Raw genomic sequence first — 19,791 nt, 5'->3', positions numbered from 1 at the left:
TCATTCAGATGTTCAAAATTCTGCCACAGTAATGCTTCAAAATCCCATTGATGAAAGGGGCGCATGTTCTGTCCTTTTTTTGTATGCTTTGATATAAATCTTGTAGTATTCCGGTAAAATAATACTTCCCAAAATGATAGCCGCCAAAAGATGAGCGTTGAGTTTTCCATTTCCCAAAAGCAGGAACTGCATGGCAATTTCATCCTCGAAATTGGTTCCGCAGCCTGTGATCAGATGATGAACATCATGATTTTCCATCTTTGGAATCATGGTGAAACCGTGTTTCTTATAAAATTCACCTAATTTCCTACCTAATGAATCTTCCTGAAATTCAAGCAGCTGTTTTTCTGTAAACTGCCATTGTCTCTTCTTTTTCTTAAAATATTTTCGGTAAAGCTTTTGGGTTTTGTTGTAAATGAAAAGCAGAAATTGAACGCGTATTTTTTTCATAAAACAATTATTAAAGTTTAACAAGTTCGAAACCTATAAATGAATATAGCAATGCAATGGGAATATTGACAGTGAGAATCACTGCAGATTTTCGACATAAAGAAAACTGTCGTTTATTAAAGAATCCATACAGCAGCAAAATCCCTATGATTAATAGATTAATAGCGGTTGCAGCAAAAAGGTATAGATAACCAAATATCGCAAAATCAATATTTTCAGTAAAAATGTATCCGAAAAGAAAAATATTTCCGAGAACAAAAGAAAGTAATGTCGTAAACTTTCCTATATTTTGAATTGTTGAATCTTTCATGATTGATATTTTGAAATTAAATTCAGCTCCCCGCCAAAAAGCTCCCGAAAATACCTACAGCCAACTCGATCCAAACCAGACAAACGATCATCAGTATAACCAATGAAATCAGCACTTTAGTGATAAATGCCTTGTTGGAAAGCACCACAAGATTTACGAAAAAAGCCGTTCCGAAAAGAATTACTGTTGCGACAATGAAATCAAAGATGGACCAATTCCAGTCTTTCATCAAAAGGTTCGCAAAAAATGCTGTAGCAAGCAATAAAGCAGGAACAGCGAAAATAATTGTTGTTTTTTGTTGTTTTGTAATCATTATTTCAACATTTAAATTATAAAGTACTTTGTATTTCAAAGTTTAAAATCAAAAAAAATTTGAACTATTTTTCCAGCAATTTTTCCAGTCCATTCAGATGATCAGAGAAAGCCTTTCTCCCATTTTGTGTAACACGATACGATGTTTTGGGTTTCTTCCCGACAAATTCTTTTTTCACTTCAATATAACCCGCCTTTTCCAATGCGTTACTGTGGCTTGCCAAATTGCCATCTGTGATCTCGAGCAGACTTTTCATTTCAGAAAAATCAACCCAGTCGTTGACCATCAGAACAGACATAATGCCCAATCTTACACGGCTTTCGAATTCTTTGTTGAGTTGATTTATCTTTATCATTATTATATCAATTTAGATCTGCAAAAGTAGTATTATTTATACTTAATATGCATGATCGTTCCATAAACAATATGCAGCACTCCGAACCCAATGGTCCAGAAAAGCAATCCCCAGCCCAAAATAAATAGTGAGATTAATCCCAAAATAATCTGGCAATATCCCAAATATTTTATATCGGTCAAAGTATATCTTTCCGCACTTACCAAAGCCAATCCATAAAAAATAAGGGTTGCCGGTGCGACAAAAACAAACAGATGATGATAAAGAAGGCCCAGGCAAAATAATCCACCGGTAACCAGCGGAACTGCAAAAGTGACGAGCAGTCGTTTTGTCGTTGCATCCCAGATCTTCAGTCCTTTCTTTCTACTTTTATGAGCTGTAAATAGATATCCGCTCAGAATAGCGACAATAAGGATAGCGGTTCCAATGAAAATCAGTTCTTTTACCAAAGAAGGTCCGAAAATATTCCTGTCACCATCAAAATAGTCGATTCCTTCTCTTTTAAAAACAAAATAGACATAAACGGCACCAATAATAGCAGCCAAACCCGCAACAACACCTGATAATCCGCTTAAAGAAATAAATCTTGAAGAACGCTCCATCATGGAACGAATGTGTGATAAGTCTTCGTGATAATTTTTTGATTCCATAAAAAGAACTTTGAATTACAAAGTTATTATTTTTTTTGAATATTCAAAATTTTTTTTCAAAAAACTGTTTTAAATTAATGTTGAATTTTAAAATTTATATGAAAAACCGCCGAAAAATCCGACGGTTGTATTCAGAATAAAAAGACTTTGTTTTATTTCGTTCTTAGTTTTTCCTTGATAGATTCAATATTTTTCTTTGCTGAATCTTCCAGAATCAGGCTGGCGCTCATGTGAATCCTTGCCGGCATCAATTCATTAAAATGTTCAGTACCTTCCCAGGAAACTTTCTTGATTAAAGCTAAAGCATCACTACTTCTTGAAGCTAATGTATCAAGGAATTTCTCAAGCTTAGCATCCATTTGTTCAATATTTTCAGAAACGGAATGATAAATATTATGCTGTTCCGCCCATTCTGCCGACCTGAAATCTGCATCAATAGCCATTGCCGAAAACTGCGATTTCCCTATTTTTCTTTCTACATAAGGACCTATTACAAATGGGCCGATTCCCAGATTAATTTCCGTTAATGCCAACGCAGCATCCTTTGTTGCAAAACAGTAATCCGCGCCGCAGGCAATTCCTACTCCGCCGCCGGTAGTTTTTCCCTGAACCCTTACAACGACAATTTTACCGCAGTTTCTCATGGCATTCAGAACTTTGGCAAAACCTCCGAAAAATTTCGTAGATTTTTCCAGTTCTTCAATTTCCAGCAATTCATCAAAGCTTGCTCCGGCACAGAATGCTTTTTCGCCTTCGCTTTTTATAAGAATTGCTTTTACCTCATCTTTTGCGCCTTCGTCAAGAATGTTTTGAGCTAATTTTTCAAGAATCTCTCCGGGAAGAGAATTGCTTTTCGGGGTTCCGAAAGTAATTTCGGCGATGTTGTTTTTCAGTTCGGATACTACGAATTCGTTCATTTTTAGTTTCATTGGATTTCTACAAAAATAATAAATAGAAAGCGTTCTGCCTGAATAAAATTTGATAAAATAATTGCTTAAAAAGCTTATTTGTCCGGTTAAAAATTTAAGCCTATCATCAGTATGCTTAGTATATTTTTAATCATTTTCTTTTAATAAGTTTACACGTAAGAGAATTTGTCAATTTTATTTTAATAAGCTATAAATAATTATCATTAGTAATAATTCAAAAATAAGCAAAAATAATAATCGAAAATTCATCATAATTAACAAATTATTAATATATTTGTTATGCATCCGTAGAAATACGGAATGTTCAATTTGGTATTTTCTACTCTATTTGAGCTTTCATGATTGTTGTTACTTTGAAGTGTGAATAATTATAGCAATTCACAATTAAAAGGCGGAATCCGAAAAGCCCAAAAAGAGTAGGAATTTAAAACTGAAAAAAAATTAATAATCATGGACGACGAATTAATGGGCGTAATCAAAGTATTCTCAGGAAACTTTGCACCCAGAGGTTACATGCTATGCGACGGTAGCCTTTTAAGCATCGCAGAGTACACTGCTCTTTATTCAATTCTAGGAACAACCTATGGAGGTGACGGAAGAACAACATTTGGTCTGCCTAATCTAAATGGGCGTATTCCAATTGGTACAGGAACTTCAACTACAGGATTGTCTTATGAATTGGGAGAAGAAGACGGATCACCTACGAATACGCTTCTTGCATCCAACCTGCCAAGTTTCGCAAGCCAGCTAAAGGTTTCTTCATCGAATGCGACAACAGCCGTACCTTCGATTACAACATCGCTTGCTGTAAGCGGAACGTATGCCGGAAGAGATTTTATTCCAGTAAATAGTTTTGTAGATGCAGCCCCTGATACAATGATATACCCGCAGGCTGCTGTTTTCATAGGTCAGAATTTACCTGTCAACAATATGCCTCCTTATTTAGGACTCAATTATATTATATGTGTAGAGGGAATTTATCCTTCAAGACCATAATTTTTTTTACAAGTACTAACTAAAAACTAAATACAATAATCATGGACGAAGAATTAATAGGAACCATCAAGCTTTTTGCAGGAAATTTTGCACCAAGAGGATATATGCTATGCAACGGTGCAATATTAAGTATAAATCAGAATCAGGCACTTTTTGCTATTCTGGGTACAACTTATGGTGGAGACGGAAGAACAACATTCGCTTTACCTAACCTTAACGGACGTATGCCAATTGGCGCAGGAACTTCAAACACAGGCAAAAGTGCTGCTTTAGGTGAAGCTTCAGGAACACCTCAGACTACGATTCTCAATTCAAATCTTCCTTCAATGGTAAGCCAGATGAGAGTTTCAAAATCTAATGCAGCTACATCAACACCTTCATCCGCTTCTTCAATTGCTGTTTCCGGAACGTATGCCGGAAGAGATTTTATACCTGTAAATAGTTTTGTAGACGCGGCTCCTGATACGGTAATCAACCCGGCATCAGTTACTTTTACAGGGCAGAATTTACCAATCAATAATATGCCTCCTTACCTAGGACTTAACTATATTATCTGTGCAATAGGCATTTACCCATCGAGACAATAATACTAACCTTAAAATTTAAATCATGAAAAGTACTTTACTTTCTACCATCTGTGCTCTTTTCATTTCGATCTTTTCGTTCGGACAGACCAGTACAGAACAGTTTGAGACAGAATCTAACGGAAGCACAAGCTTTACGGACAACGGAGTGATATTCAATATTATATCAAATGTAAATACTTACGACATTCAGGCTGCTTATCCCAACACAGGATGGAATGGCACCGCAGCCGACGGCAGGTATATCGACAATTCAGGACAGGGAAACCAGTCAGCAGGAACATCATTTAGTATTAAAACGACTTCCAATTTGTTTAAAGTAAACAGGTTCTGGGTGTATGCAGCCGCAAGTACTGGTACACTTGGAGTTGCCGGTACGCTTACTATCACAGGAAAACTTTCAGGAGTAACAAAGTTTACACAAACTAAAACAACAGGGTTTACTGCAACAACGACTACTGCTAATGGATATACTTTGATTGATCTTACTAACCTAAACGGTCAAAATTACAGTAACATCGTCATTGACCAAATACAGATTACTGCCGGTGGAAACTTCCAATATCTTGCTTTGGATGCATTTACCTGGGTAAAAGACAGCGGATTGGTATTGGTTGCCAATGAAGCAAAACCTTCTAAAAAGGAAATCAAAATGTATCCGAATCCTACGAGCGGACCTCTTACGATAGAAGCTGCAGAGAATTCTAAATTTGAAGTTTACAGCCAATCCGGGCAACTGGTGAAAACCGTTGAAGCCAGAAAAGGTGTAAATCAAACAGATATCAGCGAACTTCCAAAAGGAGTTTATATAGTAAAATCTTCTTCGGAATCGTATAAAATCATCAAGAAGTAGTAAACTCTAAGTATATCAATAAGAACTAATAACCAGGAAAACTTTTGATATAATAATTTATACCGGGAAGATTCTAATACATAAGTGTGTGATGTAAGATCCTCTGAAGTAATTCAGGGGATTTTTATTTTTTCAATGCTAAAATATATTTATCAATATACAATTGCTTCTCTTTCGATTTATATTGCTGAATATATCGTGGATGTTCCAGAACTGTCATTTTTTTAAACAAATCGGCTTCCTGATTGAGCTTTGAGATGAAATCGGCATTCTTCTTTCCCATGATAAAAACTTCTGACGTATCAAGATTAAGACTAATATGCTTTTTTAAGGATTCAATCATGAAATTTTTCACGTCATTAAACAAAGATTTATCATCATAATAATTGGCATTGATCCAACCGCCTTTTGACTTTCTTACGATCGCCAGAGGAAATGGAGAATTGATGTAAACGTCTTTATAAAACGCTTCTGCACCACCATATTCTGCAATCATATCATATACAAATACCGATGAAACTTCATGTGTACGCGCTGAGATCATTGGAATTCCACAGACACTTTCCAGACGTTTGGTATCGGTGAAAGGTACACCTGTAACGCCGGCTCCGTGCCGGCTAGGATTGATCCCGATAAGAAATTTCCGCTGATGGGAATCGTTATAAAATTTATGGTAAAATTGCTGCATTACTTTCAGTGTTTCAGGATTATCCAGATAAGGATTTAAAACCTGAAAATCATCAGGAAGTTTTCCTGAATAATGAAGATTACGGTTAAATTCTATTATTTTGTCTGCTAAATTTTCCACAATACAATATAAAAAAAAGTAGCAATTTATTGCTAAACTGCTACACGGGTAAATTGTTATATTAAATCAAACTGTTCAAAATGATGCGTGAAATGCTTCTTGTGCATCAGTTCCCACATCTCTTTATTCAGTTTTCCGAATACGAAATTCATATGTTCCGCCTGCGGATTTTCTTTATAATAAATTATAAATCTTTTCAGATTATCCATAAAAGACTGTTTTGCCGCTTCCAGATTTTTATATCTCAAATCTAATAATTTTCCGTCTTCAGCTAAGAACGGAGCAGGGAAATCTTTCGGCATTTTTCGGTGGTTGTACAGCGAATCCTGCCATTTTTCCAGTTGTTCTTCCGGCGTGAAACATTTGTCAGCTTCCGGCTCACCAAGACTTACCAGAACACCGTGTTCCAAATGCTCGATCATTTGCTGAGGCGACATTTCCCCCCCATTTTGGCTGCGTTGTTTCCGTTAAACCATTCAATATTTTTTGAATGCTTTTCACATTTAAATTAATGAAAGGAGACTGTTTGGCCACCAACGTTAAAATCGTTGCAACACACACTGTTTCTTCTCTTTGGTTTACCACCTCAACCAGCCATTTTACCACTCCTGAGGGAATATTTCTTCCTTTTACACCGCGGTTGATCTTTTCTTTTGCCGTTAAATAAACAGTGATCGTATCTCCTGCATAAACAGGCTTGAAGAATGAACAGTTTTCCAGTCCGTAGTTGGCAATTACCGGTCCTTTTTTACCGGAAACAAACAGCCCTGCCGCCGCAGAAAGGATGAAATATCCGTGAGCAACTGTTTTATCAAAGATAGTCCCTGTTAAACTTGTTGCATCGGTGTGTGCGTAAAAATGATCCCAGGAAACATTGGAGAAATTCACAATATCGGCATCAGTTACGGTTCTTCCTGCAGTTTCAAGGGAATCACCAACTTCTACTTCTTCAAAATATTTCTGGAAAGGATGTTTGTCTGAATATTTCTTTTCGGCACCCTGCTGATATACTTTGGTTATCGCCGTCAAAATATCCGGGGAACCCTGAATCGCTGTTTTCTGAAGGAAGAAATGAAGACCGTTCAGTCCACCCATTTCCTCTCCTCCCCCGGCTCTTCCGGGACCGCCATGCATTAACGTTGGAAGTGGTGAGCCGTGACCCGTGCTTTCTTTCGCACTGTCTCTGTTTAACACAAAAATTCTACCATGTTGAGAAGCCATTTTCCAGGAAGTTTCTGCTACAAAATTGTTATCATGAGAAACAATTGAACCTACCAAACTTCCTTTTCCTTTTTTTGCCAAAGCGGCGGCTTCTTCCGCATCTTTATATGGCATTAACGTAGAAACCGGTCCGAATGCTTCTACATCGTGAGAGATATTTTTTTCGAAAGGTTTGTCATTTAAGAATAATTTCGGGCTCATAAATGCTCCGTTTTCATAATCGGCATCTACCAATTCGTGCTGGCCGTCATAGATCAGCTCGGTTTCAGCTTTCAGCAGATTGATCTTTCTTAAAACTTCATCATACTGCTGTTTTCCTACCAGAGAACCCATTCTTGTTTCTCTGCTTAACGGATTTCCGATTTTGGTCTGGTCTAAAGCTTTAGATAAAGCATACTGGACATCTCCGATTAAATTTTCAGGAACGATAATTCTTCGTATCGCCGTACATTTTTGTCCGGCTTTTGTGGTCATTTCGTTACGGACTTCTTTGATAAATAAATCGAATTCAGGCGTTCCGGGTTTTGCATCAAGTCCAAGAATCGAACAGTTTAAAGAATCTGCTTCCATATTGAAGCGAACAGCATTTCCTGCCACCGATGGTAAAGATTTTAATTTTCTTCCGGTCGTCGCAGAACCAGTGAATAACACAGAATCTCCATCCTGAACATAATCCAGAATATTTCCGGGCTCTCCGCAAACTAATTGTATGGCTCCTTCCGGAAGAATTCCGCTTTCAATCATATCCTGGAAAACAGCGTTCGTCAAATAAGATCCAAACGGAGAAGGCTTTACAATGGATGGAACACCTGCCAACAGTGAAGTAGACAGTTTTTCCAACATTCCCCAAACCGGAAAGTTGTAGGCATTGATCTGAATAGAAACGCCTTCACTCGGTGTCAGAATATGAGTTCCCAAGAAGGTTCCGTTTGCCGAAATTTTCTGAGTATCTCCATCTACCCAGAATGGTGTGTTCGGAAGCATTCTTTTTGCCAACCCTGAATATGTAAAGAAAGTACCGAAACCTCCTTCAATATCTACCCAGGAATCTACATGTGTTGCCCCTGTTTTATAAGATAATTCGTAATATTTTTTCTTTCTTTCTAAAAGATAGAGTGCTACTTTTTTCAGCATTTCTCCACGGTCGTAGAAGGTCATGGAGGAAAGATTTTTGTAGCCTACTGTTCTTCCATAGTCAAGCGCCTGTTCAAAATTCAGGCCTTCTGTGTCGGAAATGGCAACCTGCTCGCCTGTAACAGCATTGTATAAAGGAATTCCGTTTCCGGTACCTTCGACCCATTCGCCGTGGATATAGTTTTTTAGTTTTTGCATAAAATTTAATTTAACAATGTAGCAATATAACAGTTTACCAATTTAATTGTTACATTTATACACTGGCATATTGTTATATTATTTAATATCATCCCAGATACTGTAATCCACAACTTTCGTAGGAATCTGCTGAACATATTCTGTGAAAGGTTCACAAGGCAGAATTGCGTCTTTGCCTTCTCTTGCCAGTTCCTGATATAGTCTTGTTCCTTCTGTTTTCCATTTGATCATTTCATCTGAAACATCACGGATAATTTTTGCAGGACTTCCTACGATCAGTTTTCTTGCATCACATTTAAAATTTGCAGGAACAAAAGCCAAAGCCCCGATGATACATTCATCTCCGATGACAGCTTTGTCCATCACGACTGAATTCATTCCGACCAGACAGTTTTTTCCGATATGTCCGGAATGGATAATCGCACCGTGACCGATGTGTGCAGATTCTTCCAAAACAGTTTCAATACCCGGAAAAACATGAAGCGTGCAGTTTTCCTGAACATTGGCACCGTCTTTAACGATAATCTTTCCCCAATCTCCACGGATTACGGCATTGGGACCCACGTAAACTTCTTCACCGATTTCTACATTTCCAATAATAACCGCCTGCGGATGAACGTAAGCGGACGGTTTAATAATAGGTTTTATCCCGTGATATGAGTAGATATTCATAAATTTTTTGTTAAAATTTAATGTAACAATGAATCAGTTTACCAATTTACCAATTGAAATTATTCTACAATTCAGTAGTAACTGACTTACAAAAAACACTACATTGCTAAATTGGTATATTGTTACATTTATTGAAAAATTATACTTTTTCAATCACCATCGCATACCCTTGTCCGACACCGATACAAAGGGTGCACAGGGCATATTTTTTATTCTGTTTCTGCAATTCCATGGCGGCAGAGCCTACGATTCTCGCACCGGAAACTCCGAGTGGATGACCGATGGCAATGGCTCCTCCGTTTGGATTGACTCTTGAATCATCATCTTTTAAGCCCAAAGTTCTTGTTACCGCTAAAGCCTGAGCGGCAAAAGCTTCATTCAATTCAATGATGTCCATATCTTCCAACGAAAGATTCAGTCTGTTCAATACTTTCTGAGCGGCCTCTACCGGACCGATTCCCATGATTCTAGGCGCAACACCAGCAACGGCTGAACCTAAAACTTTAGCAATGGGATGAAGACCATATTTTTTTACAGCCTCTTCGCTGGCTAAAATTAATGCTGCTGCACCATCGTTCATTCCTGAAGCATTTCCTGCAGTTACTGTTCCTTCTTTTCTGAAAGCCGGACGAAGTTTTCCCAAACCTTCCATTGAAGATGTCGGTTTGATGAATTCATCGGTATCAAAAACTTTAGGATCACCTTTTTTCTGTGGAATTTCAACTTTTACGATTTCTTCTGCCAGTCTTCCGCTTTCCTGAGCTTTGGTTGCTTTCTGCTGTGACCAAAGCGCAAATTTATCCTGATCTTCACGACTGATGTTATGCATTTCTGCTAAATTTTCAGCAGTATCTCCCATACTGTCAACACCGTACATCTCTTTCATTTTAGGATTTACAAATCTCCATCCGAAAGTAGTATCGAACATCTGGCTGTCTCTTCCGAAAGCCGTACTTGGTTTTGACATTACATATGGTGAACGCGTCATATGCTCTACACCACCCGCAATATAAATTTCACCCTCCCCGGCAGCAATGGCACGGAAAGCATTAGCTACCGCCGACATTCCCGAAGCACAAAGCCTGTTTACCGTTTCACCACCAATTTTATAAGGAAGTCCGGCCAACAGCAAAGCCATTCTCGCCACGTTTCTGTTATCTTCGCCTGCCTGATTCGCACACCCGAAAATAACATCTTCAATTTCCTCAACGGGAACTTCCGGGTTTCTTGCCATAATTTCTTTAATAACTACCGCTGCCAGATCATCTGCACGAACTTCTGAAAGCCCTCCGCTTAATTTTGAAATGGGAGTTCTGATGTAGTCTATGATGTAAACGTTGTTCATTGTATTTGCTTTAGGCTTTAGGCTTTAAGCAGTAGGCTTGTCCAGCTTCGAGAAAGCTTACTGCCTATTGCTTAAAGCTTACTGCTTATTTATAATTCGGTTACTTTTTTCCCTATTTTGTACACTGTCCCGACAAATTTGGCAATCAGTTCGTCACTTTGATTGGTAATTTTGATGTCGTAAACAGCAGTTTTTCTGGTGTTGTTGACTAAGATGCTTTCTGCTCTGAAAACGTCTCCTTCTTTTCCGGCTTTGGTAAAATTGATGATACAATTCAATGCAACGGCAGCATCTCCCAAATTGTTGGACGAAAATGCCAGTGCAGAATCTGCAAAAGCAAAGGTAATTCCTCCGTGAACTGTTTTCAGCCCATTGATCATTTCCTTTTTGATGGGCATTTCTAGTAAACAATAATGCTCTTTAACTTCGATCAGTCTGATATTCATCCATTGGGAAAAAAAATCCTGATCGAACATATATTCTGCAATCTGTCTTGGTGTCATTTATTTTTATTTAAATTTTTAAACTTTATCACATCTTTCCAAGTATAGTCTCTACCATCTAAAATAAAGAAAGCTAAAAACATAAAGACGAAATAAAATATAAAACCGTACATATTCATGCTTTTTTCATCATCCCATCCGAAATAGTAAAAAAGAAATTTAATGATAGAAAAACCAATAACAAAAATGATTGCGTTTATTAGAGAGCGCAGAAAGTTTTTCTTTGTAAAAATTCTTTTAAGCATAATTTTCTAATATTTCAGATTTAAGTGTATTAGTGATGTGTTATTTTTTCATATAATTCATCAACCAATTGGTCATAAATATTCATTGTTTTACCAAGAATGATCTGATTGTATGAAAGATTTTCCGAATTTGATAAATTTTCTTCCGGATAAACAGCATTCAGATCAACTCCTTCTTCATTGGCTATTCTCTTAATGAGTTCTTTATATTTTTCGTTGAATTGGCCTAACAGTTCAAGCTTTTCCTGATAATTATTTATCGAAGAAAGCTCCTGAATTATATATTCTTTTTCGATGCTCAGCCTAGTCTCAAGTTCGGCTCTGAATGCATTTATATCCATCAAACGTTTTATTTTATCAAATCTTTTCGATTAGACTTTTTAAAAAAATCCATCAGTCTATCCATAAAAAAATTACTTATAAACATCGCTGAAAAATAGATGATTACGAATCCCCAAGTAAACATTTTATCGCCATCAGTCGTTCTAAAACGAGTATCAGTTAAGTAAAATATGCCTCCTACAAAAATTGTTGAGAAAAGCGCTACCGTAAAAGATGAGACCAACTTCTTTTTAATCATATTTATAAGCAACAATTTAAAAAAGACATGCTTTTATAGTTAGACAGAATCACTACAGGCTTGCCTATTATGAGATTGATTGACAATCTGTTACATTCTACGCAACAATGGGCTTTGTCTGTATCTGTCTTCCTGATATTCATCATAAAGATTTTCAAGGACTTCAGAAACTAAATCGTAGCCAATTTCCTTACCCCACTGTAAAAGCCCTTTTGGATAATTTACACCTTTCTGCATGGCTAATTCAAGATCTTCATCACTGGCGATGCCTAATCTTTTTGCTTCAACAGCTTCATTAATAAGCATAGAAAGAATTCTGTGAAAAATATCATCGTATAATACTTCATCTTTCTGAGGAACAGGCTTTTCTGCCCCTTCAGAATAATCGTAAAAGCCTTTTCCTGTCTTTCTGCCGTGAAGTTTGGCTTCCGACATCCTTTGCTGCAATAAAGACGGCTTATATTTCGGATCGTAAAAATATTCTTTATACACCGTTGTAGTCACGGAAAAATTCACATCAACGCCGATAAGATCCATTAATTCAAAAGGTCCCATTTTAAAGTTTCCTAAAGTTTTCATGGCATCATCCACCTGATCAGGAGTGGCAATATTTTCTTCAACAATTCTCAATGCTTCCCCGTAATAAGGACGCGCAATTCTATTCACGATGAATCCCGGAATATCTTTAGCGATGACAGGAGTTTTACCCCATTCTTTCATCAAGTTATAGATTTTCTCGGGTAAAGATTTATCCGTAAGCAGAGAAGGAATTACTTCTACTAAAGGCATCAGGGGAGCCGGGTTGAAGAAATGAATCCCGATAAACCGCTCAGGTTTTTTCAATTCGGCACCGAGAGAAGTGATAGAAATGGAAGATGTATTGGAACCAATGATACACGATTCGGAAACGTGGTTTTCCAGTTCTGTAAATACTTTGGTTTTGATTTCTTTATTTTCAACGATGGCTTCAATAATGAGTTCACAATCTTTGAAATCCTTTAATTCTGTAGCGATAGAGATATTGGTTAAAATTTCAGTCATTGTCTCGGCTGAAATTTTTTGCTTATCCACCAGTTTGGTCAGTGTTTTTTCAAGACCGACGGTCGCCGTTTCCATCTGCTTCGGATTGGCATCATAGACCCAAACTTTACAGCCGTTCGTGGCGGCCACCTGCGCGATGCCTATTCCCATAGTTCCGGCACCGATGATTCCTATATTCGTCATAATGTAACAGTGTATCAATGTAACAATGTAACAATCACTGTCATGCTGAGATTGTCGGAGCATCTCATTGGTAAACTGCTACATTGGTACATCGTTATATTAATTCTTATTTCCCTTTATAATCAGGTTTTCTTTTTTGTAAAAATGCATTTACGCCTTCAATGAAATCTTCGGTGGCTGCGGCTTCCTGTTGCAGGTCGGCCTCCAATTCCAGCTGTTCTTTCAGTGTATTGTCGTAAGAATTAGCGAATGCTTTTTTGGTTAATTTAATTGCTGCAGTCGGCATATTGGCCATCTTTTCGAGAATTTCCATTGATTTTGAGTTGAATCCCTCTTCAGGGAAAACTTCTGCAACCAATCCATAGGCTTTTGATTCTTCTGCGGATAGCTTTTTGCCGGTAAAGGCAAGATAATTGGCCATTTGACGACCCAATAATCTAGGTAAAAAATACGTTCCTCCCGTATCAGGAATTAGTCCGATATTGGAGAAAGCCTGCGCAAAATAGGCTTTATCATTAGCTAAAACAAAATCACTGATCAACGCCAGCATGGCTCCGGCTCCTACTGCAGGACCGTTTACCAATGCAACGACTGGTTTTCGGCAACGGGTAATTTCCAGTACCAATGGATTGTAATAATCGGTTACAATTTTCCTGATGATATCATGATCGTGATGCTCTTTACCGTTTACGAAGGCATCATCGAGATTTTGACCTGAACAGAAAGCTCTCCCTCTACCGGAGATCGCAACACATCGTACAGTCGGGTCTTCATTACATTCTTTAACAAAATCCTTCAGATCTGATAATGATGGCTTTGTAAGCGCATTCATGGTGTCAGGCTGATTGAGATAAGCGATTTTTAATTTTCCTTCAAAGTGGCTCTCAATATCGAGTTGTGTGTACATAGTATTATTTTTTTATTTAACAAATATAAAATATATGTAACAATGTAGCAGTATAACAATTTAACAATTATTATTCACTGCAATTTCATTGGTAAACTATTACATTGATACATTGTTATACTAATTTAATGGCATTTAAAATAATCAAAAGGTTCTAAGCAATCTAAACATTGATACGAAGCTTTACATAAAGTAGATCCGAACCTGCTGATCTGTTTTGAATTCATAGAACCACATCGCGGACATTTTTTCGGTTTGCCGATATGATGTTCATCTGCTCCTTTTTCAGGAGGCGTGATTCCGTAAACGCGAAGTTTTTCCCTTGCTTCATCGGTCAGCCAGTCTGTTGTCCAGATCGGAAACATTTTGGTGACGACTTTTGTCTCCCACCCGTTTTGTTTCATGATCTTGATGATGTCTTCCTCAATGGTAAACATGGCGGGACAGGCCGAATAAGTAGGCGTGATCGTTACTTCGCAAGAATTCTCACCAGTAACTTTCGCCTCTCTTACAATGCCTAATTCCACAATATTGATCACAGGAATTTCCGGATCGGGAACGAGTTCTAATATGTCTAAAGGATCTCTCAATTTAATCTAACAATTTAACAGTCTATCAATATACCAATCATTGCCAGACTGCTACATTGATATATTTGGTACATTTTATTTACCACGTACACCCCGGATATGCTCGCTGCATATACTGCAATTCACAAAGGATATATCCAAAATATTCTGTGTGATAACCTGTTCTGGATTTTGGCTGCATGAAAGGATTTGCCGGATATTCTAAGCCGAAATCTGCAAAATCTTTTTGGGTGATCGCTAAAAATTCTTCGTAAAGGGCGTCGGTATTGGGTGCAATATTTAATGCTAACAAATCATCTTCGCCTTCTGTTTTCGCGAATAAACCTTTTGTATATTCCCAGATATTTTCGATCGCTTTTACCAGACGAGTTTTGCTTTCTTCCGTTCCCTGAGCAAAAATTTTCATCCAGGAAGCTGCGTGCGTATAATGATATCTTACTTCTTTCAAAGACTTTTGAGCAATGGCAGAAAGTTCTTCATTCGCAGAATTTGATAATGCTTCATACATCAGCTTTTGATATACTGCGAAAACATACACTTTCAAAATTGTCTGTGCATAATCTTCGTTGGGAAGTTCAGTCCAGTGCGCATTTACGTATTCATGTTCATATCTTAAAAAGGCAAGATCATCTTCGCTTTTCCCGTCATCAATAAGCCTTGAAGCGTACACATAAAAGTTGTTGGCCTGTCCAAGTTCATCCAGTGCGATATTCGTTAGCGCAATATCTTCCTCAAGATAAGGACCTTCACCGCACCACTCAGACAAACGTTGTCCCATGATGAAGCTGTCGTCTGCCAGTTTTAATAGATAATTGTATAATGGGTTCATTGTTTAATCAATTTGAAGACGGATAGATGATAGACTAATAGAAAATAGATTTACAAATTTCAGGGTCTATTATCTATTCGTCCATTATCTCCAAAGTCTTTATTACATATTTTTTACATCATTCGGAATTTCGTAGAACGTCGGGTGACGGTACAACTTGTCATCAGCCGGATCGAAGAAAGCTTCTTTATCAATCCCTTCTGAAGTGACAATATATTTACTTGGAACCACCCAAACTGAAGTCCCTTCTTTTCTCCTTGTGTAAACGTCCCTTGCATTCTGCAAAGCCATTTCAGCTGTTGGTGCCTGTACCACTCCAACGTGTTTGTGAGATAATCCCGGTTTAGTCTGAATAAACACTTCCCACATATCTAAATTTGCCATAATTAAAATTAATTTAACAATGTATCAATGTAACAGTTTAACAATAATGAGATTTCTTCGCTTCGCTTAGAATAACAATAGGATTGTTACATTTTTACATTGGTATATTGTTATATTGAAATTTTTTCCTGTTTTTCTGCAAAAGCTGCTGCGGCTTCTTTTACCCAAGAATTTTCTCTTTGAGCTTTTCTTTTTGTTTCAATACGCTTCTTGTTGCAAGGTCCGTTACCTTTTAAGATTTCCATGAATTCATCCCAAGGAAGCTCTCCGAAATCATAATGCTGTCTTTCTTCATTCCATTTCAGATCTTTATCAGGAATGGTTAATCCTAAAAACTCTGCCTGAGCAACCGTAACATCGATGAATCTCTGACGAAGACTGTCGTTGCTTTCTCTTTTCACTCTGTAATTCATAGATATTTTAGAGTTGGGTGAGCTGTCGTCATTCGGTCCGAACATCATTAAAGCCGGCCACCAGAAACGGTTTAACGAAGCCTGAGCCATTTCTTTCTGTTGTTTGGTTCCACGGCAAAGGGCCATTAAAATCTCATAACCCTGTCTTTGGTGGAAAGATTCTTCTTTACAGATTTTCACCATCGCTCTTGAATAAGGACCGTAAGAATTTCCCATCAGCATGACCTGATTCATAATTGCAGCACCGTCTACCAGCCAGCCGATTGCGCCGATATCTGCCCAACTCAACGTCGGATAATTGAATATGCTGGAATATTTTGCCTTTCCTGAAAGCATATCATCATAAGTAGCATCTCTGTCGGCTCTTACCGTTCCGTCACCTAAAGTTTCTGTTGCAGAATAAAGGTATAAACCATGACCAGCTTCATCCTGAACTTTCGCCAAAAGTGCCATTTTTCTTCTCAATGAAGGCGCTCTGGAAATCCAGTTGGCTTCCGGCAGCATTCCAACGATTTCAGAATGTGCGTGCTGGGAGATCTGGCGAACCAACAATTTCCTGTAATCGTCAGGCATTACATCCTTTGGCTCTACTTTATTTTCATCGTGTACGTATTGTACAAATTTTTCTAAATCCATAATCTTTTAATTTGAGAATGTATTAATTTGAAAATTTGAAAATTAGGCAATTTGAAAATTAAAACACAATAATGGCATTTTCAAATTGGCACATTTACTCATTTTTCAAATTGAATTAAACATCATAATTCAACATCACCACATTCGTTGTCGGGTGACACTGGCAGGTAAGAACGTAACCTCTGGCTACTTCTTCTTCGGTAAGCGCGTAGTTTTTCTCCATGAAAACTTCTCCTTCCAAAACTTCCGCTTTACACGTACAGCACACTCCTCCTTTACACGCAAAAGGCACAGGAAGATTGTCTTTCAATGCTTTATCTAAGATACTCTCTTTTTTTGAGTTGAGGTGGAACGAATATTCATCATCATCAATAATTACCGTTACCATACTTTCAATATTGGCAATAGCTTTGAATTCATCACTCATTTCTTCCGTATTTTCTTCATCCGGAGCAGTGAAATATTCAAATAAAACCTGAATGGCCGGTACTTTTTTATCTTTTTTAAGATAATCCGCAACGCTTTTGATCATTTCAGCAGGACCGCAAATGAAATAGGTAGATTCTTTAACGTCAATTTCAGGATGTCTTTCAAACAGCTGCTCCAGCTTATCCGGACAGATTCTTCCTTCAAATAATTGATCTTCATGCTTTTCGCGGCTAACCATATAGATCACTTTCAGCCTTCCGTTGAATTGTTGTACCAGTTTATCAATTTCAGCTTTTTTCATAACATGGTTCATGCCTCTGTTGCTGTAGAACAGATAAGCCTTTGAATTCGGCTCCTGGTAAAGGCTTTCTTTAATATTGGACAACACCGGAGAAATTCCGCTTCCTGCCGCCAAACCAATATAGGTTTTCACATTGGTCGGGTGATAAGACGTGTTAAAACCGCCCATCGGGGGCATCACTTCCAGCAGTTCATCCATGTGAAGATGTTCGTTGAAATATCCTGAAACTTTTCCGCCTTCCAATAATTTTACCAATACTTCCAATGTATTGCTTTTTTTCGCTGGGTGCATTGCAGATAGAATAAGAACGTCTTTCTTCATTTCCGTCGATCATCATTCTGAAATTAAGATACTGTCCCTGCTTAAACCTGAATTTATCCTTCAGCTCCTCAGGAATTTCAACGGCTACGTTTACGGCATCCGCTGTATCTTTCTGAACCTTAACCGTTTTTAGTTTATAAAATGAATTCATTTATTTTTTAAGTATTCTGTTAATTTTTCCACCTTCGCATTTCGGAAGGCTATCCTGGGCATGAATTTTTACTTTCGTTGTGATTCCTACCCGCTTTTTAATTTCGTTTTCTATATTTTTTCCGAAATTTCCGACAAAAATAGCATAATCATCGGTATTTAAACTTAAATTTTGCGCCCTGACCAATTCATCATCTACTTCCACATCAATATCCAGCGCGACACACATTTGTTCTTTTTCAACCAGTGTTAAATAATAGTTAGGAACAACTCCCTCCACATGAGAAAACGCTTCTTCAATCTGGCTTGGGTAAACATTTACGCCTCTCACAATCAGCATATCATCCGCTCTTCCAAGAATGGGTTTCATCTTCACCATAGTTCTTTTACCGTTTTCATCATAGTAAAGACTGGTAATATCGTTCGTCCAGTAACGCAACAGCGGCATTGCCTTTTTCGTTAAAGTTGTGATTACCAAAACTCCTTCTTCCCCAAATGGAACCGGCTGTTTCGTAACCGGATCTAAGATTTCAGGATAAAAATGATCTTCCCATATGTAAGAAGCTCCTTTTTCTTCAAAATCCTCTACCGACACTCCCGGACCGATTATTTCACTTAAACCATAAATATTGGTCGCATGAACGCCTAATCTTTCTTCAATATGATGCCTGATAATTTCCGTCCATGGTTCTGAACCTAAAACGGCATATTGTAAGCTGATTTCCTCTGCGGAAATTCCACGTTTTGCAAATTCATCAGCCAGCGTTAAAGCATAAGAAGGTGAACAGCAAAGAACCTCAGGTTTAAAATCTATAATTAAATCCACCTGTCTGGCTGTCATTCCTCCTGAAATCGGCAACACACTCATTCCTAATTTCTCGGCTCCGTAATGAAGTCCCAGTCCGCCGGTGAAAATCCCATAACCATAAGCATTGTGTAACTGCATTCCTGGTTTTGCTCCCGCTGCGTTTAACGATCTCGCCACTACTTCGCTGAATAACTCAACATCTTCTTTAGTATATCCAACTACCGTTGGTTTTCCCGTTGTTCCGCTGGAGCAGTGAATTCTCTGCAGCTCATTTTTCGGAACGGTAAATAATCCGAACGGATAATTGTCTCTCAAATCCTGTTTGTAAGTAATCGGCAGTTTAGCAATATCATCAATGGATTGTATATCTTCCGGTGCGAGCCCAGACTCCATGAATTTCCCTGCATAAAACTCCGATTTCTCACCAAGATAATGTACCAAATTAACCAATCTCTCAGACTGTAAAGCCCGCAACTGATTCAATTGTAAATATTCCACTGAAAAATCCATACTAAACTAACTAACACTTGTTAGGTGTAAATGTAAAAAGATTTTTTGTTTCTGACAAATTTTTATGATTTTCGTCATGTGCGTTTATTTTAATTGTAAAAAGATTGGAATCATTTAAGAAAATCTCCTAAGCAGTTTCATTT

Annotated in this window: 23 protein-coding genes and 1 pseudogene; 3 read left to right on the top strand and 21 right to left on the bottom strand. The window is 37.7% G+C overall.

The annotated features are described in order from the left end of the window. Positions 1-36 precede the first annotated feature (36 nt). The 6 genes from AAHI02_RS15845 to AAHI02_RS15820 all read right to left on the bottom strand — a co-directional run bounded on the left by AAHI02_RS15845 (position 37) and on the right by AAHI02_RS15820 (position 2,995). Entirely contained in the window at positions 37-450 is a 414-nt protein-coding gene (locus AAHI02_RS15845; RefSeq protein WP_346984073.1) for a Coq4 family protein, read from the bottom strand. Positions 451-460: 10 nt separating this feature from the next. Continuing rightward, positions 461-760 carry a hypothetical protein gene (locus AAHI02_RS15840; RefSeq protein WP_346984072.1) on the bottom strand — a complete coding sequence of 100 codons (300 nt, stop codon included), beginning with the start codon at positions 758-760 and terminating at the stop codon, positions 461-463. Between the two features lie 22 nt (positions 761-782). Next, positions 783-1,073 (bottom strand): hypothetical protein, encoded by a 291-nt coding sequence (locus tag AAHI02_RS15835; protein ID WP_346984071.1) that lies wholly within the window; start codon positions 1,071-1,073, stop codon positions 783-785. Between the two features lie 64 nt (positions 1,074-1,137). After that, on the bottom strand, positions 1,138-1,428 hold the full coding sequence (locus AAHI02_RS15830; protein ID WP_346984070.1) for a transcriptional regulator: 291 nt from the start codon (positions 1,426-1,428) through the stop codon (positions 1,138-1,140). Positions 1,429-1,460: 32 nt separating this feature from the next. Continuing rightward, positions 1,461-2,078 (bottom strand): hypothetical protein, encoded by a 618-nt coding sequence (locus AAHI02_RS15825; protein ID WP_346984069.1) that lies wholly within the window; start codon positions 2,076-2,078, stop codon positions 1,461-1,463. Between the two features lie 152 nt (positions 2,079-2,230). Next, positions 2,231-2,995: an enoyl-CoA hydratase/isomerase family protein gene (locus AAHI02_RS15820; protein WP_346984068.1), complete on the bottom strand. Its 765-nt coding sequence runs from the start codon at positions 2,993-2,995 to the stop codon at positions 2,231-2,233. Between the two features lie 462 nt (positions 2,996-3,457). Between AAHI02_RS15820 and AAHI02_RS15815 the strand changes: the two genes are divergently transcribed. From AAHI02_RS15815 to AAHI02_RS15805, 3 genes are read left to right on the top strand one after another with little or no spacing between them, the layout of a single operon-like run. Next, positions 3,458-4,003: a tail fiber protein gene (locus AAHI02_RS15815; protein WP_346984067.1), complete on the top strand. Its 546-nt coding sequence runs from the start codon at positions 3,458-3,460 to the stop codon at positions 4,001-4,003. A 41-nt stretch (positions 4,004-4,044) separates the two neighbouring features. Continuing rightward, positions 4,045-4,590, top strand: coding sequence for a tail fiber protein (locus AAHI02_RS15810; RefSeq protein ID WP_346984066.1), 546 nt, complete (start codon positions 4,045-4,047; stop codon positions 4,588-4,590). A gap of 22 nt (positions 4,591-4,612) precedes the next feature. Further along, entirely contained in the window at positions 4,613-5,440 is an 828-nt protein-coding gene (locus AAHI02_RS15805; protein WP_346984065.1) for a T9SS type A sorting domain-containing protein, read from the top strand. A gap of 124 nt (positions 5,441-5,564) precedes the next feature. On the opposite strand, the gene AAHI02_RS15800 is transcribed toward AAHI02_RS15805, so the two are convergent. The 15 genes and pseudogenes from AAHI02_RS15800 to AAHI02_RS15730 form a co-directional block, all read right to left on the bottom strand. Then, positions 5,565-6,248 (bottom strand): SMUG2 DNA glycosylase family protein, encoded by a 684-nt coding sequence (locus AAHI02_RS15800; protein ID WP_346984064.1) that lies wholly within the window; start codon positions 6,246-6,248, stop codon positions 5,565-5,567. A 56-nt stretch (positions 6,249-6,304) separates the two neighbouring features. Then, positions 6,305-8,801, bottom strand: a pseudogene (paaZ, locus tag AAHI02_RS15795) (phenylacetic acid degradation bifunctional protein PaaZ). A gap of 78 nt (positions 8,802-8,879) precedes the next feature. After that, positions 8,880-9,473, bottom strand: a complete 594-nt coding sequence (locus tag AAHI02_RS15790; protein ID WP_346984063.1) for a transferase hexapeptide repeat family protein — start codon at positions 9,471-9,473, stop codon at positions 8,880-8,882. A 139-nt stretch (positions 9,474-9,612) separates the two neighbouring features. Further along, entirely contained in the window at positions 9,613-10,818 is a 1,206-nt protein-coding gene (pcaF, locus tag AAHI02_RS15785; RefSeq protein ID WP_346984062.1) for a 3-oxoadipyl-CoA thiolase, read from the bottom strand. 89 nt (positions 10,819-10,907) lie between these two features. Then, complete coding sequence (locus AAHI02_RS15780; RefSeq protein ID WP_346984061.1) at positions 10,908-11,321, bottom strand: hotdog fold thioesterase; 414 nt, start codon at positions 11,319-11,321, stop codon at positions 10,908-10,910. Between the two features lie 274 nt (positions 11,322-11,595). Then, a complete protein-coding gene (locus AAHI02_RS15775) occupies positions 11,596-11,910 on the bottom strand; it encodes a hypothetical protein (RefSeq protein ID WP_346984060.1) in 315 nt (104 codons plus the stop codon). A gap of 326 nt (positions 11,911-12,236) precedes the next feature. After that, positions 12,237-13,370, bottom strand: coding sequence for a 3-hydroxyacyl-CoA dehydrogenase NAD-binding domain-containing protein (locus tag AAHI02_RS15770; protein ID WP_346984059.1), 1,134 nt, complete (start codon positions 13,368-13,370; stop codon positions 12,237-12,239). A gap of 106 nt (positions 13,371-13,476) precedes the next feature. Then, positions 13,477-14,277 (bottom strand): enoyl-CoA hydratase-related protein, encoded by an 801-nt coding sequence (locus AAHI02_RS15765; protein ID WP_346984058.1) that lies wholly within the window; start codon positions 14,275-14,277, stop codon positions 13,477-13,479. A 125-nt stretch (positions 14,278-14,402) separates the two neighbouring features. Further along, complete coding sequence (gene paaD, locus AAHI02_RS15760) at positions 14,403-14,867, bottom strand: 1,2-phenylacetyl-CoA epoxidase subunit PaaD (protein WP_346984057.1); 465 nt, start codon at positions 14,865-14,867, stop codon at positions 14,403-14,405. Positions 14,868-14,946: 79 nt separating this feature from the next. Beyond that, a complete protein-coding gene (paaC, locus tag AAHI02_RS15755; RefSeq protein ID WP_346984056.1) occupies positions 14,947-15,696 on the bottom strand; it encodes a 1,2-phenylacetyl-CoA epoxidase subunit PaaC in 750 nt (249 codons plus the stop codon). 102 nt (positions 15,697-15,798) lie between these two features. Then, on the bottom strand, positions 15,799-16,080 hold the full coding sequence (gene paaB / locus AAHI02_RS15750; RefSeq protein ID WP_263601573.1) for a 1,2-phenylacetyl-CoA epoxidase subunit PaaB: 282 nt from the start codon (positions 16,078-16,080) through the stop codon (positions 15,799-15,801). A gap of 110 nt (positions 16,081-16,190) precedes the next feature. Next, on the bottom strand, positions 16,191-17,129 hold the full coding sequence (gene paaA, locus AAHI02_RS15745; RefSeq protein ID WP_346984055.1) for a 1,2-phenylacetyl-CoA epoxidase subunit PaaA: 939 nt from the start codon (positions 17,127-17,129) through the stop codon (positions 16,191-16,193). 115 nt (positions 17,130-17,244) lie between these two features. Continuing rightward, positions 17,245-18,123: a 2Fe-2S iron-sulfur cluster-binding protein gene (locus tag AAHI02_RS15740; RefSeq protein WP_346984054.1), complete on the bottom strand. Its 879-nt coding sequence runs from the start codon at positions 18,121-18,123 to the stop codon at positions 17,245-17,247. Next, a complete protein-coding gene (locus tag AAHI02_RS15735; RefSeq protein WP_346984053.1) occupies positions 18,050-18,331 on the bottom strand; it encodes a hypothetical protein in 282 nt (93 codons plus the stop codon). The genes AAHI02_RS15740 and AAHI02_RS15735 overlap by 74 nt, the downstream gene beginning before the upstream one ends. After that, positions 18,332-19,648 carry a phenylacetate--CoA ligase gene (locus AAHI02_RS15730; protein ID WP_346984052.1) on the bottom strand — a complete coding sequence of 439 codons (1,317 nt, stop codon included), beginning with the start codon at positions 19,646-19,648 and terminating at the stop codon, positions 18,332-18,334. It abuts the gene before it with no gap. Positions 19,649-19,791: the final 143 nt, after the last annotated feature.

This window comes from Chryseobacterium sp. POE27 (assembly GCF_039727685.1).
GTDB lineage: Bacteria > Bacteroidota > Bacteroidia > Flavobacteriales > Weeksellaceae > Chryseobacterium.
Note: the sequence above shows the minus strand (reverse complement) of the source record. Positions and strands in the feature narration are given on the sequence as shown.